This window comes from Serratia oryzae, from assembly GCF_001976145.1.
GTDB classification, from domain to species: domain Bacteria; phylum Pseudomonadota; class Gammaproteobacteria; order Enterobacterales; family Enterobacteriaceae; genus Chania; species Chania oryzae.
On sequence record NZ_MOXD01000002.1, the window covers coordinates 15,154 to 41,134 of the forward strand.

At 54.4% G+C, this 25,981-nt stretch carries 23 protein-coding genes; 13 read left to right on the forward strand and 10 right to left on the reverse strand.

Annotated elements, in window-relative coordinates:
• Positions 1 to 52: 52 nt before the first annotated feature.
• Both tehB and BMI79_RS03290 read right to left on the reverse strand, forming a co-directional pair.
• Positions 53 to 661, reverse strand: coding sequence for a tellurite resistance methyltransferase TehB (gene tehB, locus BMI79_RS03285; protein WP_076940416.1), 609 nt, complete (start codon positions 659 to 661; stop codon positions 53 to 55).
• 86 nt (positions 662 to 747) lie between these two features.
• Positions 748 to 2,427 (reverse strand): alpha-keto acid decarboxylase family protein, encoded by a 1,680-nt coding sequence (locus BMI79_RS03290; protein ID WP_076940417.1) that lies wholly within the window; start codon positions 2,425 to 2,427, stop codon positions 748 to 750.
• A 970-nt stretch (positions 2,428 to 3,397) separates the two neighbouring features.
• Here BMI79_RS03290 and pagP point away from each other — a divergent pair.
• A complete protein-coding gene (gene pagP / locus BMI79_RS03295) occupies positions 3,398 to 3,985 on the forward strand; it encodes a lipid IV(A) palmitoyltransferase PagP (protein WP_076940419.1) in 588 nt (195 codons plus the stop codon).
• A gap of 11 nt (positions 3,986 to 3,996) precedes the next feature.
• Here the strand turns inward: pagP and BMI79_RS03300 are convergent, their stop codons facing one another.
• Complete coding sequence (locus BMI79_RS03300; RefSeq protein ID WP_076940421.1) at positions 3,997 to 4,605, reverse strand: hypothetical protein; 609 nt, start codon at positions 4,603 to 4,605, stop codon at positions 3,997 to 3,999.
• A gap of 157 nt (positions 4,606 to 4,762) precedes the next feature.
• Between BMI79_RS03300 and BMI79_RS03305 the strand changes: the two genes are divergently transcribed.
• The 3 genes from BMI79_RS03305 to BMI79_RS03315 all read left to right on the forward strand — a co-directional run bounded on the left by BMI79_RS03305 (position 4,763) and on the right by BMI79_RS03315 (position 6,342).
• Positions 4,763 to 5,530: a DeoR/GlpR family DNA-binding transcription regulator gene (locus BMI79_RS03305; protein WP_076940423.1), complete on the forward strand. Its 768-nt coding sequence runs from the start codon at positions 4,763 to 4,765 to the stop codon at positions 5,528 to 5,530.
• Between the two features lie 18 nt (positions 5,531 to 5,548).
• A complete protein-coding gene (locus BMI79_RS03310) occupies positions 5,549 to 5,932 on the forward strand; it encodes a VOC family protein (RefSeq protein WP_076940425.1) in 384 nt (127 codons plus the stop codon).
• 155 nt (positions 5,933 to 6,087) lie between these two features.
• Positions 6,088 to 6,342 carry a hypothetical protein gene (locus BMI79_RS03315; RefSeq protein WP_076940427.1) on the forward strand — a complete coding sequence of 85 codons (255 nt, stop codon included), beginning with the start codon at positions 6,088 to 6,090 and terminating at the stop codon, positions 6,340 to 6,342.
• Between the two features lie 209 nt (positions 6,343 to 6,551).
• Here the strand turns inward: BMI79_RS03315 and BMI79_RS03320 are convergent, their stop codons facing one another.
• On the reverse strand, positions 6,552 to 7,337 hold the full coding sequence (locus BMI79_RS03320; RefSeq protein ID WP_076940429.1) for a helix-turn-helix transcriptional regulator: 786 nt from the start codon (positions 7,335 to 7,337) through the stop codon (positions 6,552 to 6,554).
• Between the two features lie 106 nt (positions 7,338 to 7,443).
• Here BMI79_RS03320 and BMI79_RS03325 point away from each other — a divergent pair, with 106 nt between their 5' ends.
• Entirely contained in the window at positions 7,444 to 8,214 is a 771-nt protein-coding gene (locus BMI79_RS03325; protein ID WP_076940431.1) for a class I SAM-dependent methyltransferase, read from the forward strand.
• A gap of 117 nt (positions 8,215 to 8,331) precedes the next feature.
• Here the strand turns inward: BMI79_RS03325 and aqpZ are convergent, their stop codons facing one another.
• Positions 8,332 to 9,027: an aquaporin Z gene (gene aqpZ / locus BMI79_RS03330; protein ID WP_076940433.1), complete on the reverse strand. Its 696-nt coding sequence runs from the start codon at positions 9,025 to 9,027 to the stop codon at positions 8,332 to 8,334.
• Between the two features lie 845 nt (positions 9,028 to 9,872).
• Entirely contained in the window at positions 9,873 to 10,334 is a 462-nt protein-coding gene (locus BMI79_RS03335; protein ID WP_076940434.1) for a GNAT family N-acetyltransferase, read from the reverse strand.
• A 342-nt stretch (positions 10,335 to 10,676) separates the two neighbouring features.
• On the opposite strand from BMI79_RS03335, the gene aroL reads away from it, so the two are divergent.
• The 5 genes from aroL to ppnP all read left to right on the forward strand — a co-directional run bounded on the left by aroL (position 10,677) and on the right by ppnP (position 16,030).
• Complete coding sequence (aroL, locus tag BMI79_RS03340; protein WP_076940436.1) at positions 10,677 to 11,201, forward strand: shikimate kinase AroL; 525 nt, start codon at positions 10,677 to 10,679, stop codon at positions 11,199 to 11,201.
• A gap of 343 nt (positions 11,202 to 11,544) precedes the next feature.
• Positions 11,545 to 12,372: an IclR family transcriptional regulator gene (locus BMI79_RS03345; protein ID WP_076940438.1), complete on the forward strand. Its 828-nt coding sequence runs from the start codon at positions 11,545 to 11,547 to the stop codon at positions 12,370 to 12,372.
• A 407-nt stretch (positions 12,373 to 12,779) separates the two neighbouring features.
• Positions 12,780 to 14,348: an OPT/YSL family transporter gene (locus tag BMI79_RS03350; RefSeq protein ID WP_076941219.1), complete on the forward strand. Its 1,569-nt coding sequence runs from the start codon at positions 12,780 to 12,782 to the stop codon at positions 14,346 to 14,348.
• A 45-nt stretch (positions 14,349 to 14,393) separates the two neighbouring features.
• Positions 14,394 to 15,323: a DUF1177 domain-containing protein gene (locus BMI79_RS03355; protein ID WP_076940439.1), complete on the forward strand. Its 930-nt coding sequence runs from the start codon at positions 14,394 to 14,396 to the stop codon at positions 15,321 to 15,323.
• 416 nt (positions 15,324 to 15,739) lie between these two features.
• Entirely contained in the window at positions 15,740 to 16,030 is a 291-nt protein-coding gene (gene ppnP, locus BMI79_RS03360; RefSeq protein WP_076940441.1) for a pyrimidine/purine nucleoside phosphorylase, read from the forward strand.
• 42 nt (positions 16,031 to 16,072) lie between these two features.
• Here ppnP and rdgC read toward each other — a convergent pair whose 3' ends face one another.
• Complete coding sequence (gene rdgC, locus BMI79_RS03365) at positions 16,073 to 16,984, reverse strand: recombination-associated protein RdgC (RefSeq protein WP_076941220.1); 912 nt, start codon at positions 16,982 to 16,984, stop codon at positions 16,073 to 16,075.
• 246 nt (positions 16,985 to 17,230) lie between these two features.
• Between rdgC and mak the strand changes: the two genes are divergently transcribed.
• Positions 17,231 to 18,136, forward strand: coding sequence for a fructokinase (gene mak, locus BMI79_RS03370; RefSeq protein ID WP_076940443.1), 906 nt, complete (start codon positions 17,231 to 17,233; stop codon positions 18,134 to 18,136).
• Positions 18,137 to 18,162: 26 nt separating this feature from the next.
• On the opposite strand, the gene licT is transcribed toward mak, so the two are convergent.
• From licT to sbcD, 3 genes are all read right to left on the reverse strand, one after another.
• Positions 18,163 to 19,020 (reverse strand): BglG family transcription antiterminator LicT, encoded by an 858-nt coding sequence (licT, locus tag BMI79_RS03375; RefSeq protein WP_076940445.1) that lies wholly within the window; start codon positions 19,018 to 19,020, stop codon positions 18,163 to 18,165.
• A 245-nt stretch (positions 19,021 to 19,265) separates the two neighbouring features.
• Positions 19,266 to 22,505 (reverse strand): exonuclease subunit SbcC, encoded by a 3,240-nt coding sequence (gene sbcC, locus BMI79_RS03380; protein ID WP_076940447.1) that lies wholly within the window; start codon positions 22,503 to 22,505, stop codon positions 19,266 to 19,268.
• Positions 22,502 to 23,731, reverse strand: coding sequence for an exonuclease subunit SbcD (gene sbcD, locus BMI79_RS03385; protein WP_076940449.1), 1,230 nt, complete (start codon positions 23,729 to 23,731; stop codon positions 22,502 to 22,504). The genes sbcC and sbcD overlap by 4 nt, the downstream gene beginning before the upstream one ends.
• Before the next feature lie 206 nt (positions 23,732 to 23,937).
• Here sbcD and phoB point away from each other — a divergent pair, with 206 nt between their 5' ends.
• Both phoB and phoR read left to right on the forward strand, forming a co-directional pair.
• Positions 23,938 to 24,627, forward strand: a complete 690-nt coding sequence (gene phoB, locus BMI79_RS03390) for a phosphate response regulator transcription factor PhoB (protein ID WP_076940451.1) — start codon at positions 23,938 to 23,940, stop codon at positions 24,625 to 24,627.
• Positions 24,628 to 24,651: 24 nt separating this feature from the next.
• The gene (gene phoR, locus BMI79_RS03395) at positions 24,652 to 25,968 is read left to right on the forward strand and encodes a phosphate regulon sensor histidine kinase PhoR (protein WP_076940453.1); all 1,317 of its coding nucleotides are present in this window, start codon (positions 24,652 to 24,654) and stop codon (positions 25,966 to 25,968) included.
• Positions 25,969 to 25,981 lie beyond the last annotated feature (13 nt).

Here is a 25,981-nt window from a genome sequence, read left to right on the forward strand (position 1 = left end):
AGGCAAAATAACAGCCCACTGGTTTACCAGTGGGCTGCTGTATTAATGAGGGTTACTTGCGTGCCAGCAAGGTGGCAAAGCGCAGCTTGATGCGGTTGCCTGCCGCATCCGTTTTGTGCAGCTCGCCAGGGTTTTCGTTGTATTTAATGATGTCCCAGTTTTGGTAATAATTTCGCAGTTCGTCGGTTTTAAAGGTGAAAGGAAACGGCATTGAGCATGGGTAGTCTGGCGTGTCCATAGCGGCGACGATCAGGTTATAACCGCCTTTCACCGTGCTGTCTTGCATATTATTTATGATGGCTGGGATCTGCTGCGGGTTCAGGAACATGAACACCACGGTTGAGAGAATAAAATCGTATTGCCCGCTGAAACGGTGGGTATTGAGATCCTGCTCGCTGGCGGTGATATGGCTCAGCCCTTCGCTGTCGATGATGTGATTCAAACGGGCCACAGATAGCGGATTCTTATCCCATGCGGTGACCGCAAAACCTTTCAACTGGAGATAGAGCGCGTTGCGCCCGCTGCCGCAGCCCAGATCCAACGCTTTGCCGGGGGCGATCTGTTTTACCGCTGCAATCACTTCAGAGTGGGTGGGGGTCAGGGAGTATTTTTGGCTGTAGTAGTCTTCCGCTAAAGCCCGGTGTGTAACCTGGTGGTTCATCGTGGTCATCCTGGATAATATGGTGCATATAAAATACATCTTTGTTGCAGGGTTGACCAGGTATCTGCCAGTCAACCCGATGGGAATCAGGCATTACGCCGTGGGTTGTGCAGGCCAAAATTGAAGTTGTTACAACGCTGGCAAAATTCTTTCATTGCCGAAGGTGCGTCCATCATTGGTAATTTTACCTCAATAAAGGCCAACCGATCCTGCCTTGAAGCTTGCTCCAGCGCCATTTCCAACTGCTGGCCGGTTGCTACTGCCGCGCAGAACGGCGTGGCGTGGCGATTCAGCACCGCGGGCAGCTTGGCGTAATCCCATGGCCCGATGTCGTTGTAAGACGATGACTCACCAAGGATATAGCGTTCGATGGTGTAACCCTCATTGTTAATCAGGAAGATGATCGGTTTCAGTTCACAGCGCAGCAGAGTAGAGACTTCCTGCGCGGTAAGCTGAAATGAACCATCGCCGATAAACAGCAGATGTCGGCGGGCAGGGGCCGCCATTAATGTGCCGAGCAGCGCGGGTAAAGTATAACCGATAGAGCCCCAAACCGGCTGATTCACCAGCGTTACGCCGTCTGGCATGCGTATTCCCCCGATTGCCGCGCCGGAGGTGCCGTTTTCTACTACCAGCACATCGTCCGCCTGAATAAAGTGGCTGATGCGTTGCCAGAAATAGGCCTGACCGAGTGGGGCATCGCTGGGTATCGCCAACCGGTGCTGCGGCTTTGGCAGCGTTGCCTGTGCCGGGGCGTTCGTTTCCCCGGCCAACTCCAGCAGCGCGTGTAGCAAATCCGCTGCCGTTACCGCGGGATATGAGGTGTTATCCAACTGCAGCGAGTAGGGCTGAATATCCACCACCGCCTGCGGTGGGATTTGCTGGCTGAAATAACCGGTCGTGGAATCGACCAGGCGCACGCCAAAGCTGAGCACGCAATCGGCCTGTGCCATTCTCCCGAACAGTTCGGGTGATGATAGGTTGCCGCTGTAGCCACCTTGCCAGCCCGGCGTGCTCTCGGGGATCACGCATTTTGCCGTAGGCATATTGGTCAAGGGGATAGCGAATTTTTGCGCTACCGCCAACACCAGCGGCAGTAGCTGGAAACGATCGACCATCTGATCGACCAGGATCAGCGGCCGCTTTGCCTGTTCAAGGCGCTTGAACAGCGCCGCAGCCGCCAAGCCGAGATGGTTGGCATCGCTGCCCGGCAGGCGCGGTGCAGCAAACTGGTGGGCGGTCTCAATCACGACGTCACAAATGTCAGAAGGTAACTGTAGGTAAACCGGCTTTTTCTGCTGCCAGGCGGTAGAGAGCACGCGGGGAATCTCGGTTGCCGCATTCTCCGGCGTGATCAGCGCCTGGGCCACGGTAAATTGCTTGAAGCAGTTCATTACATTGTCAAAATTACCGTCTGCCAGCGAGTGGTGCAGCAGAGCGTGATTTTTCATGGCATACAGCGGCGGGGTGCCTGCCAGGCAGATAACCGGAGCGGATTCTGCATAGGCTCCGGCAATACCGGCAAGTGCTGCCAGATCGCCGACGCCGTAGGTGGTAATTAACGCCCCAGCCCCGTTGAGACGGGCATAACCGTCGGCGGCATAGGCCGCATTCAGTTCATTACAGTTACCGATAAATTCCACGCTGGCGTCATGCTCAATCAATTCCAGCAAGGCCAGGTTGTAATCACCGGGAACGCCATAAATATGGTTCACATTCAAGTTACGAAGTTGTTGCAGGAGAAATGCGCCTATCGTTATTTTCATTGCTGCTCCACATTTATATTGATTTGTTGCCATTTAACCGAACACAGCAAAGACCTGCTGGCGATGTTGTTCCGTTAAGCGTTAAACATGCGAGTCACTCGAGACAGACGAGATTTGCGAGTTAGCTCTAACAGTCAGTGAAAGTGGAAACTTGTTCAAGTTCGTCTGGCTTGGTGGCCAGCGGCGTATCGTATGTGAAGATTTACGCTCTGAAAGGCCGCAAGGGTGGGGGGGAGAAAGGCCGCGAGTATTTCTCCCGGGCAGGCATTTTCAGGCGTAAACTCTAGGAATGCCTTAATTCTGCGGAATTAGACGTTAAGTGCGGTACTTTTCTTGTTAAAAACTATCCTCACTCGGTGTTTTACTCCATGCAAGACAGCGCGAGTAATCACAGATAAAAATAAGTTAACTCCTTTTAAGTGTTCAAGGCTGCTGACGCAGGCTAATCTACTAAGAAGCCTGGGAATAGAGCGTCTTTGATTCAGCGATGGCGCTGGGTGGCAAAGCCGCTTTACATCTCTGCCCGTTATTGGAGAGCGCTGATAACCAGAGGTGCGATGGGGAGAGAACAAACTGCTGCGGCCAGAAGCTGTGGTACAGTTCACATTTTACCCGTGGAACACTGTCAATATTTTGCCACGCCAGGTGCGGCAGAGAATATTGACTGTACGCTACTCTTTAGGGTTTTTTATCAGTGAGTGGCACTCCTACTCCCTATCTTGGATGAAACATCAAAACATTTTTATAACATACTGATATACAGAATTAATATAAGGAGTTTCCCGACAGACAAGCCGATGGTAAACGAGCTAGATTAGCTGCGCTTTCTTTATAAGACGTAGCCTGGGTACGCTTAAAATGAACGGAATCTCAATAAGCGGATGAAAAGCGTTGTGCAAATAAGATACGGCTTGATCTGAGCATGGTGATCGGTAAGAATCCCCGGCTTGTTTTTTATAGGAGCTTTATAATGTTTTTTGAAAGGACTCTTTTGGCATGTTCGTTGGCGTTGGTACTTCCTGCACTGCCTTCTTACGCTGAGGTTGGTGCAGAAAGTAGCAATACAGCGACGAAAGAGCAGAACTGGTGGGGGCGTTTCAAAAGTAACGTTGCCGAAACCTGGAATGATTCACCGAATAAAGAGTTTTATCTGCCCGCCATTACCTGGCACAACCGTTGGACGTACGATCAGGAAAAGATCGATAGCTATAACGAACGTCCGTGGGGGGCCGGGTACGGTATTTCCCGCTTTGATGCAGATGGGGATTGGCACACCATCTACTTTATGGTGTTCAAGGATTCGTTCAACAAATGGGAGCCGATCGGCGGCTATGCCTATGAAAATATCTGGCGCCCTATTGATGGCGAAGATTTCCGCCTTGGCCTTGGTTTTACCGCCAGCGTGACCGCTCGCGATAACTGGAAGTATATTCCGATCCCGGCCCCGTTACCGATGGCATCAATCGGTTACCAGCAGCTCACTTTCCAGGCAACCTATATTCCCGGCACTTACAACAACGGTAACGTGTTTTTCGCCTGGCTGCGCTGGCAGTTCTGAGGCGCAAAGGGTCAGTACTCGCTGTCGCCGATCGGGTGAAAGGATTCTGCGCCTTCTCCCGTTAGCCTTAAGGGTAATTGCCCGCCCTGATGTTCCTTTACGGAAAGAGTGGCCGCGCGGAAACTGCAGCCGCTCTTGAGATCTTTGACTTTCATAACGTATTCACCGGCCGCATCCATTTTCACCTTGAAACTGCCTGCGGCGGGGATAAACACTTCTGTTGATTGCTTTGGTGCGAGAGTGTTCTCTAATTTGACCCGCACGGCAAACGCGTTATGCCGGTTATCCAGAGTGAATTCCCGCAGAGCTCCCCCTGCTTGCCCTGCTGGCTGCTGCAGATAACCGGCGACGGCAGGCCAGGGTTGCCCTTGATTATCGATCAGTGGCCCGCCGCAATGCTCACGGGCTTCGCGCAACGGGATTTCGCGCTGGATAAGGTAATGCTGTGCGGCGAGCGGTGCGCTGTCTTCATGCTGTTGTGTATACCGAAGGTATTTGGCGGCAAAAATGCCAACCGCAACCAACATAAAGAAGATCAAGATCGTCAGGCGATTTTTGAAGATCGGTGCGAACAGCCTGCCAGGAAGTTGAAACAGCCAACTGGCGATTCTCAATAACATCGTTCTCCCTTAGTGCCCAATGGGTGACGCCACTTTCCCCAGTATAGCCAACATCCTGCCAGCCTAAATGAGTTGCGGGAGTTTTTGACAAAACGATTGTACGATTTTTTACGTTTGTGTACATTCATGATCATTCGATCGCCACTGGGTAGTCATCATGGCCAAATTGCTGCCAAACGAACGCCATCAAGCCATTCTCAATGCTCTACAACGGCAGGGGCGGGTGTTGGCAGCCGAGATGGCTATACAACTGAACACCACCGAAGCCACTATTCGCCGCGATTTACGCCAGTTGGCCGCGCAGAACCTGTGCAAGCGGATTTATGGTGGAGCGCTGGTGCCCACGCCGGCCAGCGGGCAGATCGTCGATCGCCTAGCGTTGAGCGGTGATGAAAAGCAACTGCTAGCGCAGGCCGCCCAGGCGCTGATTAGCCATGGGCAGGTGATTTTTCTCGATGCCAGCAGTACTCATCTCTATCTGGCCGATCTGTTGCCGCGCAACCAGCAACTCACCGTGGTCACCAATGCGCTGAGCATCGCTAGCCGGTTGTTGGAAAGACCGGGGCTGCGCACGATTCTGATCGGGGGTGAAATTGATGCGAATGTCGGGGGTTGCGTTGACGCCAAAGCGGTGACGGAGATCGGCACATTTCATTTCGATATCACCTTTATTGGCGTCTGTGCTTATGAGGCGGCGAGTGGTTTCTCTGCGCTGCATTACCAGGAAGCACAGTTTAAACGGCAGGTGCTGGCGCGCAGCGGCAACGTGAGCGTGCTGTGCACTCGCGACAAACTCAATACTTATGCTCCCTATGGTTTCCTGCCCGCCAGCCGGGTCGACAACCTAGTGACGGTGCGCGGCGCACATCCAGAACTTGAACAGCAGGTAACGCTCAGCGGCGGTAACCTGCTTTCCATCCCTTAACCTCACGGAGAATGACGATTGAAAATAGCTCATGTCGCCATATGGACGCAGGATATAGAGGCGCAGGTTGCCTTCTGGCAGCGCTATTTTAACGGTGTTGCGGGCGAGGAGTACGTGAGTCACAACCGCCCCGGGTTTGTTTCGCGTTTTGTTCGCCTGGCTGACGGGCCAGCGCTGGAAATCATGAAGGTTCCTGGTTTGCTGCCGGGCAAGCAAGGGGAAGAGAGAATCGGCTGGGCGCACATCGCCCTGTCGTTGGGCAGCGAGGCGCGGGTTGACGAACTGGCACTGCGGGCAAAGCAGGACGGTATTCTGCAGGCTGCACCGCGCTGGACCGGCGACGGCTTCTATGAGGCGATTATTCGCGATCCTGATGGCAATGCCATTGAGGTCACCGGCTGATACCGTCTTTTCAAATACGGTAAACGGGCACTTGCGCTGAGTTGTGCGGCAATGTGCTGGGGGGCGTTGATATTTACGCTTTTTTACCGTGTAATCGATTGAAATCTCAGCACTCCTGTTACATATAATGGAGCATTCGACCACAAGGAGGGCATATGGGAATCAGCGAAGAAGAGTCGATCCGCCGTTTAACCTACGAAAAAAATGCCGTAGGGAATGCGGCGAAATGGGTGGCGATTGTTTCAGCCGTTTACTTTATTTTGATGGTGTTTTATGGCCACCCCGCCGGGGTATTGACCATGTCCGGGGCCATTTTTGTTGTTTCGGCCGCAACCTGGTTGAAGAAACGCAAGAAGGTGAAAGCTTACCGCATGGCGCTGGCAAAAATCAGCGATAGTGAAACCCCCTAAACAGCGGCGCCACCGCCATGCTGCCCGTGGGAGATAAACCCAAAATAATTCGAGTTGCAGGAAGGCGGCGACGCAGTGACAAATCGGTCTTTGACCGATTTGTCACTGCTTGCAGCGGCCCTGAAGGGGCGAGGCCCACGGATGTGCAGAGTAACAAAGCCAACGCACATGCAACTTGAAATATGAAGAGCATATGAATTTGTTACCAGTTACGGTAAAGGCATTAACATGACCAGCTTCAGCCCGTGGTGCTCGGCAGGGTAGAACGTGACCTGTTGATAATGCAGTTCCCCCTGCTGCGGGTGGTTAAAGGTGCGTTCCCCGCCTTCGCGTGCCATCACGTCCTGCTGTTTCCACCAATGATGAAAGGCTTCGCTGTTGTGCGTCATATTGCGTACAAAGGCGCGTATTTCTTCGGTTCCCTGATGATGGCTGGTTTCGGCGCGGAACTCGGCCACCACTCGCCGCGCGCGATCTTCCCAATTGCTGACCAGTGTCCTGGCCTGCGGGTGGAAGAACATAAAATGTAACAGGTTCGGGGTGTTGGCCTGATTCAGCCAGCCGTTGAACAGCGTTTCTGCCTGCTGATTCCAGGCCATCATATTCCAGGTCAGATCGAGCAGGTAACAGGGAACTCTTATTTGATGCACGCTGTGCAGCACGGCAGCACTAACCGTTTCCTGTAATTGTTCCAACTCCGGATCGGCGATGCGCGCCAGCGTAAACAGGTAATGACGCTCGGCATGGCCGAGGCGCAGCGCTGTGGCAATCCGCGCCAGCGTGTAGGGCGAAATAGAAACCTCCCGTCCCTGTTCGATCCAGGTATACCAGGTTGCGCTGATGCCGCTGATTTGCGCCAGTTCCTCACGGCGTAAACCGCTGGTGCGGCGGCGCGGAGCCGTGGGCAGGCCCAGCATTTCTGGCGTTACCCGCTCCCGGTGTGCGCGCAGAAAGGCGCCGAGGGCTTTGGGGCCGGATAAAGCGTCTGATTCCATAGGGTGGTACCTGTTGATACTAGGATAAGTGCTCATATTGTACCCGTATAGCAAGTTAATTATAGTCGCTGAAATCCATCCGGCACATACCATAACGGGAGTAGATATGAGCATTAGCGACAGCCACAAAAACGCGGTCGAACGTCAGTTCGGCGAACAGGCTCACGCCTATTTAACCAGTGCGGTACATGCACAGGGCAAAGATCTGCAACGTTTGGCGCAATTGCTGGAGGGCTGTAGCGAAGCACGGTTGCTTGATGTGGGGTGTGGGGCAGGGCATGCCAGCTTTACTGCTGCAGCACGGGTGGCGCAGGTAGTGGCTTACGATCTGTCCGCGCAGATGCTGGACGTGGTTGGCAAAGCTGCCGCAGAGAAAGGGTTGGGTAATGTACAGGTGCAACAAGGCGTAGCGGAGCGGTTGCCGTTTGATGACGCCAGCTTTGATGTGGTGATCAGCCGTTACTCGGCGCATCACTGGCACGATGTGGGCCAGGCACTGCGCGAGGTGAAACGGGTATTGAAACCCGGTGGCTGTGCCATTTTTATGGACGTCGTTTCACCGGGCCATCCTTTGTTGGATATTTATCTGCAAACGGTTGAGGTGCTGCGTGATACGTCACATGTGCGTAACTATGCTCCTGGCGAATGGTTGGGGATGTTCACTGAAGCTGGGTTGCTGGTGCGAGAGGTGACGGCGGATCGCCTGGAGTTGGAATTCAGCAGTTGGGTGGCGCGGATGCGTACCCCTGAGCATTTTGTCATCGCCATTCGCGCCCTGCAGCAAGGGGCGGCAGAAGATGTGCGCCAACATTTTGCCATCCAGGACGACGGTTCGTTCACCAGCGACATCATGATGTTTGAGGTCACCAAGGGGTAATGAGTAACAGGGCGGCCCGATAGAGGCTGCCCAGAGAAATGGCTTTTGAACCGAGATACCCGTGGCTTGAGGGGCCAGCGGTTTACGCCACTTTGCCCCTTTGGCTGGCTCTAGCGCTTATTTTTTATCTTCCAGCAGGCAACGGTAGATCAGCCCACCGACAATGCCGCCGATCAATGGCACTAACCAGAATACCCACAGCTGTTGCAATGCCCAGGTGCCCTGGATAACAGCAACACCGGTACTGCGCGCTGGGTTAACGGATGTATTGGTTACCGGAACACTGATTAAGTGAATCAGCGTTAATGCCAGGCCGATAGCCAGTGGCGCAAACCCTGCCGGTGCACGCTTGTCTGTCGCACCGTGAATAATAATCAGGAAAAATGCGGTCAGGACTAATTCAATGACGATAGCCGCTTGCAGAGAATATCCATCTGGTGAATGTTCACCGTAGCCATTAGCAGCAAAACCGCTGGCGGTGGCATCAAAACCGGTTTTACCGCTCGCCACCAAGTACAGTACAGCACCTGCTGCAATGCCGCCAATAACCTGGGCAATCACATAGGGAACAACATCTTTTGCCGGAAAACGGCCACCAGCACATAATCCTACGGTGACGGCCGGGTTAAAGTGCCCACCAGATATATGGCCGACGGCATAAGCCATGGTGAGTACGGTGAGGCCGAAGGCTAAAGCAACGCCGGTAAAACCGATACCCAGTTGCGGAAAGGCGGCGGCTAAGACTGCGCTACCACAACCGCCGAACACCAACCAAAATGTGCCAAAGAATTCGGCAAAGAGTCGTTTTGACATAGATTCCATCCTGTGAGAAAAAACGAATGAGCATGAGCACTAAAAAATGAACACCTGCTTGTTATCGCAGGGTTTTGACGTTAATAAATGTAGAAAAGTGGTAAATAAACAAAATCGAATGAACTTACTTGGTAAGCGCTTCGGGTTTGTAAATGTAGCCAGTATTCCTGCAACTGAAAAAGTGACGAACATATGCCCAAGTCATTCGCGTTGCTTGCGCTGGCCTACCGGGTGAGCCTCAATCATGAGACTCGTTATCCCTGGAGCATAGTGAGCCATGTGACTAGGGTGAACGACAAATCTGCTTGGCAGATTTGAACGCGGCTGGCAGCGGCCCCGAAGGGGCGAGTAACGCAGCCAACACCTAAGCAACTTGAAGTATGAGGGGGATAGATCATCATCTTTAATATGCCTTTGCATATGGCCGACATTAAATCCCTATCTTTTTATTTTGTCTATATTAAAACAGGTGTTCTGAGGAAATATCGTTTTTTTTCTAGCTTTTTTTGATTTTTATATAGGGGGTAGTCTTACTTATTGCTCGGTAATTTCTTATTTGTTAGATTGTGGTTTGTGTTTTAGTTAGATTGTATTAATCAGTGACGCTGCTGAATATTAAAATCATTTGCTGAGCGTTATTTATTAGTAATAATAATGTAATAACACTCATTATGCGGAAAACTATAGATGTGTTGCCAGAGGAGCCCGGCAACGCATCTATCAAACTGAATGAAAATTTCTTAAAAATGAAAGCACGTTTTTTTGCTGATGAAGTAAGTTTCTATGCGTTTTTGTCAAGCAACTCGAATTGTTTGGGGTGTATTATCCGCTTGCCGGTTCGTTAATCAGAGCTGTTTCTCCATCACCACCACCTGTTCGCCATGCTGCTGACGTCGTTCGATGGTTTGCCAACCCCAACCGGCATACAGCTTTTCTGAACGATCGGTAATCAAATGCAGAGTGGGGTAACCACGCTGTTGCGCAATTAAGACAATGGCTTGCTCCAACTGCCGGGCGATCCCCTGCCGCCGGTGGTCAGGATGCACAAAGACGCCCGCCAGCCAGGGGGAAAGATCCCTTCGGTGATGATCGTCACTTGGCCACAGGCTGGCCATACCCAAGGGGCGATCGCTGTCTATCACTATCAAGGTCAGATAGTCATCGCTGGGTTTGCTGCACAGGGTAAAACGCTGGCGGGTGCGTTCCAGCGAACCACCGCGTTGCGAGCCCCACTGGCCGAAGGCCCAGGCGGCGCAGACGTCGGCAAATTGTGGGTATTCGGTTAACGGAACAATTTGTCGTGTCATTTATCCCTCTCTTTTTCACTCAATGTAGCCTGTTTTTTCTGCTGTTAGCGAACGCTTTTGTCGGCGCTCTCTCTGCACTGCGGGGGCACCCAGAGTCACAAGGGTTCCTGCTAGGGGGAAAATCTGCTTAAATGACGCGCTTTGGCCCTACAAGGGAACGATTGCGGGCCAGGTTGACGGCAGTTGTGGCGGGTAGCCGCTGTGCTGTAGAATTTACACTGTCGTAAAAATTGAAATACAGGCTGGGGGCGGTATGATGCCGCAGTCATCGTTCGATCAGCCTGCCAGACATCCTGCTGGCAAACTAATGCCTACAAGCTACTGCATAAGGGACAACCCGTAATGACACAAACCATTTTTATGGTAGGCGCGCGCGGAGCCGGTAAAACCACGGTGGGGAGCGCATTGGCGCAGGCCCTGGGTTATCAGTTCATTGATACCGATTTGTTTATGCAGCAGGCTGCGCAAATGAGCGTGGCGGAAATGGTGGTGCAAGAAGGATGGCTAGGGTTTCGCCGCCGCGAATCCCTGGCTTTGCAGGAGGTGGCTCAGCCGTCAACCCTGATTGCCACGGGGGGCGGTATGATCCTGGCGGAAGAGAACCGCCGGTTTATGCGCCAGCAAGGAACGGTAATTTATCTGCGCGCACCTGCCAGCGTGTTAGCGCGTCGGCTGGAAGAATATCCGCAAGATGCGCAACGCCCAACCTTAACTGGCCGCCCGATCGCCGAAGAAATGCTGGAAGTGCTGGCAGCGCGCGAGGCACTGTATCAGGAAACCGCGCATCATGTAATGGATGGAACTCTTCCCCCGGCCCAGGTGGTCGAACAAATCCTCGCGGCTTTGCACTGTGAAACGATAAGATAAATTTCCTCCAGGGGCGCCTTCTCGGTTGCCCCGTTTATACCCTGGCCTATTGCCAAGCGTTTTATATGCCCCTCTCATTCACCTCACTGATCACCTTTTGATAATTTTTGACGTAACGATCTATATTAGCATTTTGTGCTGATTTTTATATTTTCAAGCGGACATTCGCAAAGTTTTATTGGTAATGACTTTGTGTTCTGTGTCGTATTTTCTTTAGTGAAGAATTATTTACTGAAGTTATTTGTGGATGTGGGGAATAAATATCTTGACGCTCAATGCTGCGGGTTTTAGTTTCTAAATACCGATTAGGAACTTAGTTCCATATAATGGAACAAGGTGCATAATGACCACATTAGAAAATGCCTCGGCGGTGTTAAAGCTATTTTCTCAGCGGCGTATGACTCACGGTCAGGCGGGGATTTCATTCAGTGATGTGGTTGAGCAACTTGGGTTACCAAAAAGCACGGTTTCGCGCCTGTTACAAACCATGGAAGGCCAGGGGATGCTGGAGCGCGATCCTGAAAGCCGCCTGTATAAGATTGGGCATCTACTGCTTTCAGTTGCCAGCCATTATCTGTCAACGCCGCTGGTGGAAAGCGCCACGGTGCTGATGAGCCAGCTCAACCAACTGACCTTTTGCACCGGTTATATCGCGATGCTGGAAGGGCGCGAGAGCCGTGTGATGCGCACCTTCCCTGGCCGCCATTTCCTGCAGGTGGTTACACCGGTAGGCGTTTGTTCACCGGCAGCAGAAACCTCCGTTGGGCGGGCGATGCTGGCGCGAGAAAGTGATGAACAGGTGTGTGAACGTTTTGCGGCAGGCTATCAGGCCACCGCTGCCAACTCACCGCAGACGCTGGATGCACTACTACAAAAATTGGCCCAGGTTAGGCAGCAAGGTTGGTCATTAGCGTGTAACGAAACGCTGCCGGGGATCAGCTCTTTGGCAACGTCGGTAACCAATAAACACCGCAATGAGACGGTGGGGTTATGCTTATCTTTTCCCTCACAGAGCGAAGAACAGCCGTACTCACCTCTGGTGCTTGAGGCATTGCTGGCGGTTTCCCGGCAACTGGCAGTAAGGCTTGGTGATGAGTACTGGCAACAGGTGGTCTATACCCATCATACTTCAAGTTGCTTGGGTGTTGGCGGCGTTACTCGGCCCATGTAGGGCCTCCAGCAGCGTTCAAATCTGCCAAGCAGATTTGTCACTCACCCCAGGAACGATCTTGAGTAAGCTCCTGGGGCTTATGAGCCTCAGAGAGGCTCACCCTGTGGGCCAGCGCAAGCGCTGTTCAAATCGGTCAAAGACCGATTTGTCGCTCAGTTGCCGCCTGCAAGCAACTCGAATTATTTGGGGTATAGGTTTATAAAACAGCGTTACGATTGAATTAATTTTTGTTTCAACACCAGGGGTATTTACAGACGATTTAATTGCCGGGTTGTAATTAAATCAGACCAATGCAGGCAATAAATAAACCATTTCATTGTAAGTTCCAAATAATGGAACTGCAGCGGCATTTGATACCTGAAATATTATTTTTGCCAAACAAACAGGAATATTCAGAGACACTGTTTATGAAACCAGAGACAAGCATTAATCCGTTAAAAGATATTGGCACGCTGCTGGTGATGGTGCTGCTGTCGGTCATCGGCGCCATTATCGGGGTGCAGCTCATCACCACTCTGGGGGTGACGCCCAATACCTCGATTATCGGTGCGCTGTTCGCTATGTTGCTGGCGCGTATTCCGCTGCAGATGTTCCAGCGTTATCGCTCAATACATACCCAGAACCTGGCACAAACGGTGATTTCTTCCGCCACCTTTGGTGCCGCTAACAGCCTGCTAATGCCAATTGCCGTTCCTTATGTGATGGGGCAACCCCAACTGATTATGCCGATGTTCTGCGGTGTGGCTGCTGCGATGCTGCTTGATGCCTATCTGCTGTATCGCCTGTTTGACACCAAAGTGTTTCCAGCGGCCAATGCCTGGCCACCGGGCGTGGCCGCCGCAGAGGCGATCAAAGCTGGCGATCGCGGTGGTAAGCAAGCGTGGCTGCTGGTAGTAGGTGTGGTGATTGGGGTTGCCGGTTCGATGCTTAAAATCCCGATGGCGGCTTTTGGTACTGCGTTTATTGGCAACATCTGGGCGCTGAGCATGTTCGGCATAGGTCTGTTGCTGCGCGCCTACGGCCAACCGCTGACGGGGGTGGATCTGAATGCGCAGTATATTCCGCACGGTGTGATGGTAGGCGCTGGCCTGGTGGCGCTGATTCAGGTGGTTCAGGTGATCCGCAACAAGAATGCGGATATCGCTTCCACCCATACGCAGCCGGACAGCGAAGTCCGTAAAGCGTTGGGCTTAGGGGCTGCGGGCTATGTGGCGATCGCCGCACTGCTGGCCCTGGGCGGGGGGTTGTACAGCGAAATGTCGCTGACCATGCTGCTGCTGTTTGTGATTTATGCCGCTTTTGCCGCCTTCGTACATGAGCTGATCGTCGGGATCGCGGCAATGCATTCCGGTTGGTTCCCGGCCTTTGCCGTAGCGCTGATCACCTTGATTATCGGTATTCTGCTCGGCTTCCCGCCGTTGGCGCTGTGTATTCTCACCGGTTTTACCGCCGCCACGGGGCCCGCATTTGCTGATATGGGGTTTGACCTGAAAGCGGGCTTTATCCTGCGTGGCTACGGCAAGGATTTGCAGCAGGAACTGCTGGGGCGCCGCATTCAACTGATTGCAGCGCTGATCGCTTTTGTGATCGCTATTCCGGTGGTCTATTTCTCTTATACCAGCTATTTCCTGCAGGATCTGGTTCCACCGGTGGCGCGCGTTTATGCCAAAACCATCGAGGCCGGGGCGCAACCGGGAATCGCTTTCAGCCTGCTGATCTGGGCTATTCCAGGGGCCATCGTGCAGTTTATCGGGGGGCCAAAACGCCAGCTTGGAGTGCTGCTGGCCACCGGTTTACTGATTAACAACCCGTTGGCGGGGTGGGCGGTGGTGGTAGGAATTGCGTTGCGTATCCTGATCATCAAGCGCTGGGGGGATCAAGGCCGTACTCCGATGGAGATCATGGCGGCCGGGTTTATTGCCGGCGACGCGTTGTACAACTTTTTCAATTCCATTTTTTCCAGTAAAGGGAAATAACGCTGGGGCATGAATACACCAGAAAAAATTTGCGAGGTATAGGACATGAGTTTGCAACAAACGCTGCAGGTTTTTGAGTTAATCGATAATGCTGATGTGAGCGGCCAGGATATTGTTGATTTATTCGCATCATATCCGGCGATCAAAGCCAGTACCCTGCGCGCCACGGGTGAAAAAGGATCGACGGATTTTGTCCGTATTGAAATCGCTGGCAGCGAGGGTAAAAGCGTAGGTGGCAGCGCGCCAACGTTGGGGATTATTGGCCGCTTGGGGGGCATTGGCGCACGCCCGACGCGCATTGGGCTGGTCTCTGATGGTGATGGCGCCATTGCCGCGATAGCCTGTGCCCTGAAGCTGGCAGAAATGCAGCGCAAAGGTGACGTGCTGCCGGGGGACGTGATTATTACCACCCATATTTGCCCGAACGCCCCCACGCGCCCGCACGATCCTGTGGACTTTATGGATTCGCCGATCGACGACGTCACGATGAATGATAATGAAGTGGTGCCGGAAGCGGATGCTGTTTTGTCGATTGATACCACCAAAGGTAACAGGATCATCAATCATAAGGGTTATGCGCTGTCGCCGACGGTGAAAGAAGGCTACATCCTGCGGGTAGCGGAAGATTTGCTGCGTATTATGGAGATGACCAGCGGCCGCGCGGCGGTGACATTTCCGATCACCACGCAGGACATTACCCCTTACGGCAATGGTGTGCATCACCTCAACAGTATTCTGCAACCCTCAACGGCCACCAAGGCGCCGGTGGTTGGCGTGGCGATCTGCACGGAATCGGTGGTGCCGGGCTGTGGCACCGGGGCCAGCCATGAAGTGGACATTGCATTGACGGTGAAATTTGCCGTAGAAGTGGCGAAAGAGTTTGGCCGCGGCACCTGCAGTTTTTATGACGCGGCTGAATATGCCCAGTTGCTGGCGCTGTATGGCAGTATGAGCCATCTGCAGCAGCGGCAATAAGGTTAATGCTTGAGAAATATCTGTCCTCTGAACCTGTTTTTCATTGAATACTGTTAACCGTTTGGGGCCTTCTGGCCTAATGCTTGTCAGCTAAACGCAAAACTGCATAATCGTGTGAAATGCTAAAGGAACTGCCCCCTCTCCCAGTGGGAGAGGGCCGGGGGCTTGTAGTGCGGTGTTCATCCCCTCACCCTAACCCTCTCCCCAAGGGAGAGGGAACTGGTTAGCCTTAACTGACAAGCATTCGCCTTCTGGCCCCATTTTTTTACCCCGGCGGTGAATCCAGCTCGACATGAAGAAAAACGCGGCAGCCTTCCCGTGCGCCGTGATCGCATTTCGTGTCAAAAACCAGTGACAGATCAGGCTCCATCCCCCAATATGGGGTTCCATTAAGATGATAACGCGGGTGCCAGTTTATGCTGAAAGTGAACGAATATTTTGCCGGAAAAGTGAAGTCTATCGGTTTCGACAGTAGCAGCATCGGTCGTACCAGCGTCGGTGTGATGGAGGAGGGGGAATACACCTTCAGCACCGCACAGCCGGAGGAGATGACGGTGATCACCGGGGCATTGAAAGTGCTGTTGCCGGGAGCGCCGGACTGGCAGGTGTTTACGCCAGGTGAAAAGTTTTTTGTGCCGGGGAAAAGTGAATTCAACTTGCAGGTTGCTGATGCAACCGCCTACCTGTGCCGTTATCTGAGTAAATAATTTACCGCCGGGGTGCGACACCGTACCCCGGCGGCTTTGCGTTTATCGCTGCGCTTCGCCACCCAAGGCTTCGATCGTATTGCTGATCAATGCCGCCAGTTCGCTGGTCATCAGAATGAAATCGGCATCGAAACGCTGGGCGAAATCTTCACGTTCGATATCCGCGTTCTGCTCGCGTAAGGCGTCGGCAAACTTCAGGCGTTTGAGAGAGCCATCGTCAGCCAGCACCAGTTGGATCCGCTCCTGCCAGTCGACCGCCAGTTTAGTCACCAGCTTGCCTGCTTCAATATGTACGGCGATCTCATCGCTGATCAGATTCTGCTTCTTGCAGCGGATCACGCCGCCGTCTTCCAGAATGGCTTTCAGCTCGGCTTCGTCCTGAATGATAAAACCGGCTGGCAGTTCGCCGGAGCGCACCCATTCGGTCAGCGTCAGCTCGATCGGGCTTTCCATGGTCAACGGCACCACCGGCAGTGAACCCAGGCTTTTACGCAGCAGCGCCAGGGTATCTTCGGCGCGCTTGGCGCTGGCGGCATCGACCATGATCAGGCCGTTGACGGTGTCGATCCACATAAAGGTCTGGTTAAAGCGGCTGAAGGCGCGCGGCAACAGGCTGTGCAGCACCTCATCTTTCAACGAGTCTTTCTCGGTTTTCTTCAGTTTGCGGTGCTGTTCGCCTTCGAGCTTATCGATCTTGGCCTGCAACTCCTGCTTCAGCACCGGTGAAGGCAGGATCTTCTCTTCTTTACGGGCGCAGATCATGATTTGGCCATTAACGGCGTGCGTCAGTGCGTCGCTGTGAGAGCCCATCGGCGAGACCCAGCCGGTTTTGGCCATATCCTGGCTACCGCACGGGGTGAACGCAAAGGCGCTGAGCTGTTTTTCCATTTCATCCGCGTTTAGCGCAACGTCGCGGCTCAAACGGTAAACCATCAAATTCTTAAACCACAGCATAATGTTATCCCAGGCTGGGCGTGCACTTATCTCCATCATTTCTCATGAGGATCGCACGCAGATTCATCAAAAGCAGGGCGGCATGATAACGAATTGACGCTGGAAAATCGCCTTATTCCCGTGGAATTGCGGCGGCTCCCGCGTTTCTGCTACGTGCTGCTGCAATGCCAACAGTAAGCACAAGATTTTTCAGCTGGGTTACATTAGGCTGTATGTCCGTTGTCGTTGCGTGTTGAGGAGAAAATAGTGCGCATTGGTATTGATCTTGGTGGCACAAAGGTTGAAGTGATCGCGTTAGCCAACGACGGGCAGGAGCTGTTCCGTCATCGTATTGCCACGCCGCGTAATGATTATCAGCAGACGTTGGAAGCGATTGCTGGCTTGGTGAGGCTGGCGGAAGAGCAAACCGGCCAGCCAGGCTCGGTTGGCGTGGGCATTCCCGGCACATTATCGCCTTTTACCGGGCTGGTGAAGAACGCCAATTCAACCTGGTTGAACGGCCAGCCGATGGATAAACATCTTTCGGCCATACTGGCGCGTGAGGTGCGGTTGGCAAACGATGCTAACTGTCTGGCGGTGTCAGAAGCCACCGACGGGGCCGCTGCGGGGTGCCAAACGGTGTTTGCGGTGATCGTGGGGACCGGCTGCGGTGCCGGTGTGGCGATTAACGGCAAGGTACACGCCGGGAGGAACGGCATCTCCGGCGAATGGGGCCATAATCCGCTGCCCTGGCTGGATGACGATGAGCTGCGTTTTCGCGCCGAAGTGCCTTGCTACTGCGGTAAGCAGGGCTGTATTGAAACCTTTATCTCCGGCACGGGGTTTGCCACCGACTATGCGCGCCTGAGCGGTAATGCGCTGAAAGGGCATGAGATCATGGCGTTGGCGCAGCAGCAGGATGCGACGGCAGAATGGGCGATCGCCCGCTACGAAATGCGTTTGGCGAAGTCTTTGGCCCACGCGATCAATCTGTTTGATCCTGATGTGATCGTTCTTGGGGGCGGGATGAGCAACGTTGAACGCCTGTACCAGAATGTGCCGCCTTTAGTGAAACAGTGGGTATTTGGCGGCGAATGCGCAACCCCGATCCGCAAAGCGATCCACGGCGATTCCAGCGGTGTGCGCGGCGCGGCCTGGCTGTGGCCGCAGTGATCGTTTTCGCCAAGGGCTGAAGGGGGTCACTCCCTGGCGACGTAATTCCCTTCGCTCTCGCTGCGCACCCGCTCAATGTGGATGGTCAGAAACATCATCTCTTCACGGGTCAGCCGATGCTGGTAGTGCTTTTCAATGTGCTGGTTGATCTTGCCAGCACAGGCGAATGATTCGTGGTATTTGTCCTTCACCACCTGATACAGCGAATCATCGTCACTGTCGACGTAGTTTTTCCCCAGCAGGCGCTGGGCAAAGAACTTGAGATGGGTGACGAAACGGTGATAGCTCAGCGCTTCTTCATTGTAATCAAAGCGGAAATGGTATTTGACGATATTCAGGATCTCCTGCATCACGCGGGTAATATGCAGGGTGTTGTGCATTTCGTCGTTAAGCTGGGCATTGACCAGGTGCAGGGCAATAAACCCGGCTTCGTCTTCCGGTAGCTGGGCTTCCAGGCGTTGGGCGATGATCGTCAGCGCCTCCAGCCCGAGGGCAAATTCGTTCGGGTAGAGTTTTTTGATCTCCCACAGCAGCACATTTTTGATGTCCAACCCTTGTGCATGGCGCTGTAGCGCGAAGTGGATATGGTCGGTCAGCGTAATATAGACGATGTTGTGCAGTTTCCCCGGCAGCCGCTGGCGGGCGAGGGTGATAATGCGATCGGCGGTGGTAATGCAGGCCAGCGGAATTTCCGCCAGCAGTTCTTTGTAACGCTCGCTCATCTCGCCGCTGTTGAGGGTAAATACCTTCTCGATCAGGCTTTCATCTACGCTATCACCGGCTTTCTTTTTAAAGCCAATGCCTCGCCCCATCACCACCGTTTCTTCCTGATGGCCATTCAGCGTAATCACTACGTTATTATTGAGTATTTTAGCGATTTTCATGGCTATTCCTGGCTTTTCCAGCCCGCTGAAAACGAAAAAACCCGACACCCAGGAGCGATCCCGAAGGTCAGGTTTTGCCTGTATTCACAGTGACAATCCTTTTATCCCCGTCATACATCAAGCTGCGCTGGCACTCGAATGACTACGGGTAATTCAGTTGCATGATAACCATTGCCCGCCGTGGCTCAACGCTTTTCGCCCTGGACTGCAGTTGTGATCACATTTCTCTGCGGCCAGTGAGCCAGTTACTCGATGCGGAACTGCGGTTCCAGCCTGCTAATCCCCAGCCCGTTGACCTTTTTCACTTTAATCTGCACCGGGATGCGTTCTTTCATCGCTTCGACATGGCTGATCACGCCGATAGTTTTGCCGGTGGCATTGAGGCTATCGAGAGCATCCAGCGCGGTATCCAGCGTTTCTGCGTCCAGCGTGCCGAAGCCTTCGTCAAGGAATAACGAGTCGATGCTGGTCTTGTGGCTGACCAGGTCGGAAAGCGCCAAGGCCAGCGCCAGGCTGACCAGGAAACTCTCACCGCCGGACAGGGTGCGGGTATCGCGCAGGGCATCGGCCTGCCAGGTATCCACCACCTGCAGTTCCAGCGCGTCGCTGGTTTTGCGTTGTAACAGATAGCGCCCGTGCAAACGACCAAGCTGGTGGTTAGCCAGATACACCAGATGATCGAGGGTTAACCCTTGGGCAAATTTACGGAACTTGTCGCCTTCTTTCGAGCCTATCAACTGATTGAGCATGCTCCAGTCGTCGTACTGCTGCTGGCTTTGGGCGATCTGCTCAAACAGCGTTTGTTGGTTTAAGCGGCGCTGCGCGTCGCTGCTTAACTGGTTACGTACTTCCCCCTGGCGTTGTTGCAGCGTTTTTAGCTGCTCGGCCAATTGGCTCAGGGCTGCCGGGGTCGCGAGCGCCTCATCCAGATCTGCCGGGCGGCAGAGGCGTTGCTGCTCCAGCGCTTGCTGTGCCTGGGCCAACAGGGCGTTGACTTGTACCTGACGCTGCTGCAGCCCTTCTTTTTCTTGCTGTAATTGTTGGCGCACGCTCTCGTCAAGCAACGCAGCGCGCAGCGCCGCTTCATCGGCGAATTCGCTGCTGGCGAGCGCCTGTAGCCACTGCTGTTCCGCCGCCTGTAAACGCTCGGCATACTGCTGTTGTTGCTGTTGCAAGCCGGTGAGTTGGCCCATTAAGCGCTCGCGCTGCTCCTGCGCCTGGCTCAATTGTTCTGTGGCCTGTTGCAGGGCGTTGTCGCAAGCCGTTTGTGCCGCCTGCAACTGCTGGCGCACCTGTGCCACCTGTTGCTCACCAAAGAGCGCAATACGTTCACGGCGCAGTTCTGCGAGCTCTTTTTCTTGCTGCTGCGCCAGCTGTTGCCATTGCTCATGCTGGCGCAGGGTTTCTGCATGGCTTGTCTGCAGCAGGTTGAAACGCTCATCCAGCAGTGCGATATCCTGCTGGTTTTTTTGCTGCGCCAGCAGCAGGGTGCTCAATTCATCCTTGGCCTGCTGAACGGCGTGGGCAGCCTGCTGGTGCTGTAACAACCGTTGCTGAGCCGTGCGCTCTTCGCTATCGCAGGCGGCCAACCAATCGTTCAGGCGCTGCGCGTCGTGCAGGGTAAAGTCAAACGCCAGCGGCGCGCTGAGCGTTTGCCAGCGTTGCAGATGCTGTTCCTGCTGCTGCTGTTGCTGTTTCAGTCGCTGTTGCAGTTGTTGCTGTTGCTCTTTCAGGCTTTCACAGCGCGCGCGCAGTTCGCTGCCTTGCGTATACAGCGTTTCGGCTTGCGCACGCATTTCGGCGACGCGCTGTGCGGTTTCTGAGGGCTTTACCGCCTGATACTGCGCGATCGCCGGGTGCTGAGTGGAACCACACAGCGGACAAGGCTCGCCGGTTTGCAGCCGGGCGCGTTCGGCCTCCAGGCTGACGATCAGTTTTTCCAGCTCGTGGGTTTTCTCAACGTCGTTGAGATGCGCTTTGTGCTGCTTGTACTGCTGACGAGCCTGCTCAAGCTGCGTTTCTGCCTCGGTCAACTGCTTTTGACGATCGTCAAACTCCAGCCGTTGCTGCTGCAGGTGCTGCTGGCCTTGCTGAAACAGCAACGCTAAGTTGGACAACTGCTGGCGTACCGGGCGCAAATCGGCCAGCTCTGCCTGGCGCTGGCGCAGCTTTTCCTGCGGAGACTGCGTTTCCAGCGCCGCCTGCTGTTGCTGATGTTGTTGCAGCGCCGTGGTCAAAGCCGCCTGTTGCGCCTGCGACTGGCTTGCCACAGCGGAAAGCTGTGTGCGCTGGTTTGCCAGTTGCTCCAATGTGCGGCCGAGTTCTTCGTGCTGCTTTTGGCTATCGGTGCGTTTTTTATGCGTCTCAGCCAACGTGTTTTGCCCGTGGGCAATCTGCTGATCGAGCGGTAGCACCTGCTCATCGATCAACGCTTGTTGCTGCTGTTGGTGTGCAATCTGTGCCTGCTTGGCCGTTTGCGCCTGCGCTAACCGTTGTTGTAGCGGAACAGTTTGTGCCTGTTGTTGCTGCTGCTGTTGCAGTAATAGCGTGATTTGCTGTTGCAGGGCCTGGCTGTCCTGCTGGCAGCGGTTACGCTCATCGAGCAGCGGGCGCAGCTTTTCTGCCGGTTCGCTGCGTGCCAGTTGCTGCAGCCGCGGTGCTGCCTGCTGGTGGGCCTGTTGCACGGCGCTGAGCTGTTGCTGGCAGTCTTGCAACTGCCGTTGGGCGTGCTGCCACTGCTGCAGCCAGTTCAGCTCATGCTGGCGCCGTTGTGCCTGCTGGCTGAGCTGCTGCTCTTCCACGCTGAGGGCCGTAAGCTGGTTTTCCAGGGCTTGGCGCTGTTCATCAGTCAACAGCTCAATGCCGCTGGCGCGCTGGTGCAGGGCATCCAGCTCGGTTTTTGCCTGCTTGTGTTGTTCAAAGACCCGTTCGGAAAGCAGGCCGTAGATCTCGGTGCCGGTCAACTCTTCCAGCAGTTCGGCGCGATCGTTGGCGTCGGCATTGAGAAACGCGGCAAATTGCCCCTGTGACAGCATCATCGACTTGGTGAAACGGCCGAAGTCCAGCCCGGTGATAGAAGCGATCAGATCCAGCTTATCCCGCACTTTGTCTGCCAGGATCTTGCCGCTTTCCCGTAGCGCCAATTCCACTTTCGGTGCTTGCAGGTTACCGCTGGGATCGTTTTTGGCACGGCGCTGGCTCCAGAAGGCACGATAGCCGGTGCCTTTCACCTCAAACTCCACTTCCGCCAGCGATTCGGCGGTGTGGCGCGTCATCAGTTCGTTATGGCTTGGCGTGACGTTCAGCCGGGGAGTTTGGTGATACAGCGCCAGGCAAATCGCGTCGAGCAACGTGGTTTTGCCCGCCCCGGTCGGGCCGATGATGGCAAACAGCCCGTTGCTGGCGAAGGGTTCGGCAGTGAAGTCGATTTTCCACTCGCCTTGCAGCGAGTTGAGGTTTTTCAGGCGCAGGCTGAGGATCTTCATACGGAAGGCTCCTCATCCTGGTGCAAGGTTTCAACCACCTGTTGGAACATGTGGCGCATCCTTTGCTGGCGCGGTTCTGCCATTTCGCTCTCCAGCGCCAGCCGCCGTTCAAAGACGTCGCTAACGCTCAATTCATTCAGGGTTTCTCTGTCCTGCTGGGCGATCGCCTGGCGGCGTTGTTCTTTGCTGCGCCGCAGCAGTAATACCTCCACCGGCAGCGCATCGGTCAGTTGCTGGATGCGGCGCTGGATATCGCTGAGGTAATCCTGCGTCGCCACTTCGATATCCAGCCAAACCGGCAATTCCCCCGAGTAATCGGCAAATTGCCGCAGCTGTTGTTCGATCTGCGATATATCGCCTTTGATCAACTGCATCGGTTGGAAGGTGGGCACCTCCAGCGCGTTAACCTGTTGCAGAGCTCCGTCGGCGAAATCGACTAGCAAGACGCTTTTGGCTTTACCGAGTTCGTCGAAGCTGAGCGGGATCGGTGAGCCGCTGTAGCGAATATGGTCAGATTTAGCCACGTTCTGGGCGCGGTGGATATGGCCGAGCGCAATGTAGTCTGCAGGGGGGAACGCCTGCGCCGGGAAGGCATCCAGCGTGCCGATATAAATATCGCGCACCGAGTCGGAGGTGGTCACCCCCACGGTGGTTAAGTGGCCGGTGGCGACAATCGGCAGCTTCAGGCCCAGCGCGGCGCGGCGCGCGCAGGCGGCCTGATACAGGTGGTGGTAATGTTCGGCGATGGCTTCTTGTAATGCCTGCTGCTTTTGCGTGCCGGACTCCCCAGCGCGGCTGGTGAGCAGATCGCGCGGGCGCAGGAACGGAATGGCACACAGCACCGCCCCCGGTCGGCCATCGCGCTGCTGCAACACCAGGATCTGCTGTTCAATTGCCGTTTGCGCATTGGCAATCACGGTGGTATTCAGACAGGAGAGCAGCTCACGCGATTCATTGAGCGTGGCCACGGAGTCATGGTTGCCGCCCAGGATCACCAACTGGCAGCCGGTATGCTGTAATTCCACCACAAAGCGGTTGTACAGTTCGCGGGCGTAGCTCGGCGGGGAACCGGTATCGAACAGATCCCCGGCGACGATCAGCGCATCCACCTGCTGCTGCTCCACCTGTTCGATCAGCCAGCGCAAAAAGGCCTGGTGCTCGGCGGCACGGCTTTTGGTGAAAAAGTATTGGCCCAGATGCCAGTCAGAGGTATGAATCAGGCGCATGATACTCCCTGCGTAAAATATAACTGTGTTAATGATAAGGGGCGGCTGTGCCCGGTGGTAACGCAATCATTATGACATCTAAATGATTTTTCTTTGATCGTTAGAATAGAGCCGCAAAGGTAGCAGTGATTTTCATAAAAGTGTCACAAAACTGACGCATAATGGCACCGCAACATAGCCTAAATAACACATTGGCAGGATTGACGATGGCAAGACGCATACTGGTGGTGGAAGACGAAGCGCCGATCCGTGAGATGGTGTGCTTTGTGTTGGAACAGAATGGTTACCAACCGTTGGAAGCCGAGGATTACGACAGTGCCATTACGCGCCTGTCCGAGCCGTTCCCTGATTTGGTGTTACTTGACTGGATGTTGCCCGGCGGTTCTGGCATTCAGTTTATCAAGCATATGAAGCGCGAGGCGCTGACCCGGGATATCCCGGTGATGATGCTGACCGCACGCGGTGAAGAAGAAGATCGGGTGCGCGGCCTGGAAGTGGGGGCGGATGATTACATCACCAAACCGTTCTCGCCCAAAGAGCTGGTGGCGCGAATCAAAGCGGTGATGCGCCGGATATCACCGATGGCAGTGGAAGACGTGATTGAAATGCAAGGATTAAGCCTGGATCCTTCTTCACACCGGGTGATGGCGAGCGGCCAGGCGCTCGATATGGGGCCGACCGAGTTCAAGCTGTTGCACTTCTTTATGACCCACCCAGAGCGGGTTTATAGCCGTGAGCAGTTGCTTAATCACGTCTGGGGCACTAACGTTTATGTAGAAGACCGTACCGTTGATGTGCATATCCGCCGGCTGCGTAAGGCGCTGGAGACCAGTGGTCATGACAAAATGGTTCAAACCGTTCGGGGCACCGGCTACCGGTTCTCTACGCGCTATTGATCGCGCTATGCTGGAGCAGATGTCGTGTTAGAACGCCTATCCTGGAAGAGGCTGGCTCTTGAGCTGGCCCTTTTTTGTTTGCCTGCAGTATTGCTGGGGCTGATTTTTGGCTATTTGCCCTGGTTCCTGCTGGTGGCGGTGCTGATTGCACTGGCCTGGAATTTTTACAACCAACTCAAACTCTCCCACTGGCTGTGGGTTGATCGCAGCATGACGCCGCCGCCGGGGCGCTGGAGCTGGGAGCCGCTGTTTTACGGCCTGTATCAGATGCAGCAGCGTAACCGTCGCCGCCGTCGTGAACTGGCGCTGCTGATTAAACGCTTTCGCAGCGGGGCCGAATCCCTGCCCGATGCGGTGGTGATGACTACCGTCGAAGGCAATATTTTCTGGTGTAACGGCCTGGCGCAGCATCTGCTGGGCTTCCGCTGGCCGGAGGATAACGGCCAGCATATCCTCAACCTGCTGCGTTACCCGGAGTTCAGCCAGTATCTGCAACAGCAGGAATTCTCTAAACCGCTGACGCTGCAGTTGAATAACGAGCACTTTGTCGAGTTCCGCGTAATGCCCTATTCCGAAGGGCAATTGCTGATGGTGGCGCGCGATGTGACCCAGATGCGCCAGTTGGAAGGGGCTCGCCGTAACTTCTTCGCTAACGTCAGCCATGAGCTACGCACCCCGCTGACGGTACTGCAAGGCTATCTGGAGATGATGAGCGATCAGGAACTGGATGGTTCACTGCGCGGCAAAGCGCTGAGCACCATGCAGGAGCAGACCAAACGCATGGACGGTCTGGTGAAGCAGTTGCTGACGCTGTCACGTATTGAGGCGGCTCCCAACGTCGATATGAATGAAAAAGTGGATATTCCACTGATGCTGCGGGTGTTGCAGCGCGAAGCGCAGTCGCTCAGTAATGGCAATCATGCGATCAGCTTCCGCGTTAATGAAAACCTTAGGGTGTTTGGCAATGAGGATCAGTTGCGCAGCGCGGTTTCCAATCTGGTGTATAACGCCGTAAACCATACGCCGCCGGGCACCAATATTGAGGTGAGTTGGCAACAGACGCCACAGGGCGCGCAGTTTCAGGTTAGCGACAGCGGGCCGGGGATCGCTTCTGAGCATCTCCCTCGGCTCACCGAGCGTTTCTACCGCGTTGATAAGGCGCGTTCACGCCAGACCGGCGGCAGCGGGCTGGGGCTGGCGATCGTCAAGCATGCGCTCAGCCACCATGATTCACGGCTGGAGATTTTGAGCGAGCCCGGTATCGGCACGCGTTTCATCTTTACCTTGCCTAATCGGTTGATTGTCGCCGCTGCTTTGTCAGAGAATGCGGTGAAAAATTAACGCGCGGACGTGG

Bases quoted from the DNA above. Each gene is read 5' to 3' on its own strand.
- sbcC (WP_076940447.1), bottom strand. From the start codon at position 22,505: ATGAAGATCCTCAGCCTGCGCCTGAAAAACCTCAACTCGCTGCAAGGC.
- pagP (WP_076940419.1), top strand. From the start codon at position 3,398: ATGTTTTTTGAAAGGACTCTTTTGGCATGTTCGTTGGCGTTGGTACTT.
- BMI79_RS03325 (WP_076940431.1), top strand. From the start codon at position 7,444: ATGAGCATTAGCGACAGCCACAAAAACGCGGTCGAACGTCAGTTCGGC.
- aqpZ (WP_076940433.1), bottom strand. From the start codon at position 9,027: ATGTCAAAACGACTCTTTGCCGAATTCTTTGGCACATTTTGGTTGGTG.
- BMI79_RS03355 (WP_076940439.1), top strand. From the start codon at position 14,394: ATGAGTTTGCAACAAACGCTGCAGGTTTTTGAGTTAATCGATAATGCT.
- tehB (WP_076940416.1), bottom strand. From the start codon at position 661: ATGAACCACCAGGTTACACACCGGGCTTTAGCGGAAGACTACTACAGC.
- BMI79_RS03305 (WP_076940423.1), top strand. From the start codon at position 4,763: ATGGCCAAATTGCTGCCAAACGAACGCCATCAAGCCATTCTCAATGCT.
- licT (WP_076940445.1), bottom strand. From the start codon at position 19,020: ATGAAAATCGCTAAAATACTCAATAATAACGTAGTGATTACGCTGAAT.
- aroL (WP_076940436.1), top strand. From the start codon at position 10,677: ATGACACAAACCATTTTTATGGTAGGCGCGCGCGGAGCCGGTAAAACC.
- BMI79_RS03300 (WP_076940421.1), bottom strand. From the start codon at position 4,605: ATGTTATTGAGAATCGCCAGTTGGCTGTTTCAACTTCCTGGCAGGCTG.
- BMI79_RS03290 (WP_076940417.1), bottom strand. From the start codon at position 2,427: ATGAAAATAACGATAGGCGCATTTCTCCTGCAACAACTTCGTAACTTG.
- sbcD (WP_076940449.1), bottom strand. From the start codon at position 23,731: ATGCGCCTGATTCATACCTCTGACTGGCATCTGGGCCAATACTTTTTC.
- BMI79_RS03315 (WP_076940427.1), top strand. From the start codon at position 6,088: ATGGGAATCAGCGAAGAAGAGTCGATCCGCCGTTTAACCTACGAAAAA.
- BMI79_RS03345 (WP_076940438.1), top strand. From the start codon at position 11,545: ATGACCACATTAGAAAATGCCTCGGCGGTGTTAAAGCTATTTTCTCAG.
- BMI79_RS03335 (WP_076940434.1), bottom strand. From the start codon at position 10,334: ATGACACGACAAATTGTTCCGTTAACCGAATACCCACAATTTGCCGAC.
- rdgC (WP_076941220.1), bottom strand. From the start codon at position 16,984: ATGCTGTGGTTTAAGAATTTGATGGTTTACCGTTTGAGCCGCGACGTT.
- ppnP (WP_076940441.1), top strand. From the start codon at position 15,740: ATGCTGAAAGTGAACGAATATTTTGCCGGAAAAGTGAAGTCTATCGGT.
- BMI79_RS03320 (WP_076940429.1), bottom strand. From the start codon at position 7,337: ATGGAATCAGACGCTTTATCCGGCCCCAAAGCCCTCGGCGCCTTTCTG.
- BMI79_RS03350 (WP_076941219.1), top strand. From the start codon at position 12,780: ATGAAACCAGAGACAAGCATTAATCCGTTAAAAGATATTGGCACGCTG.
- phoB (WP_076940451.1), top strand. From the start codon at position 23,938: ATGGCAAGACGCATACTGGTGGTGGAAGACGAAGCGCCGATCCGTGAG.